This window comes from Shigella sp. FC1544 (assembly GCF_001722145.1).
Taxonomy (GTDB): domain Bacteria; phylum Pseudomonadota; class Gammaproteobacteria; order Enterobacterales; family Enterobacteriaceae; genus Escherichia; species Escherichia coli.
Window position 1 is genome coordinate 1 of sequence record NZ_MECT01000501.1, and the last position, 291, is coordinate 291.

Sequence of the window (291 nt, forward strand, 5' to 3'; positions counted from 1 at the left end):
TTTTTTTCTGCGCGTAATCTACTGCCTGTAAACGAAAAAACCGCCCTGCAAGGCGGTTTTTCGAAGGTTCTCAGAGCTACCAACTCTTTGAGCCGAGGTAACTGGCTTGGAGGAGCGCAGTCACCAAAACTTGTTCTTTCAGTTTAGCCTTAACAGGCGCATGACTTCAAGTCTTACTCCTCTAATTCGGTTATCAGTGGCTGCTGCCAGTGGCGATAATTCGTGTCTTACCGGGTTGGACTCAAGACGATAGTTACCGGATAAGGCGCAGCGGTCGGGCTGAACGGGGGG

1 protein-coding gene is annotated in these 291 nt (G+C 50.5%); it reads right to left on the reverse strand.

Annotated features, from left to right (window positions below; all coding sequences use genetic code 11):
• Positions 1-138: 138 nt before the first annotated feature.
• Positions 139-291: replication initiation protein (locus BGK49_RS31245; protein WP_242412528.1), on the reverse strand; the 153-nt coding region annotated here is incomplete at its 5' end.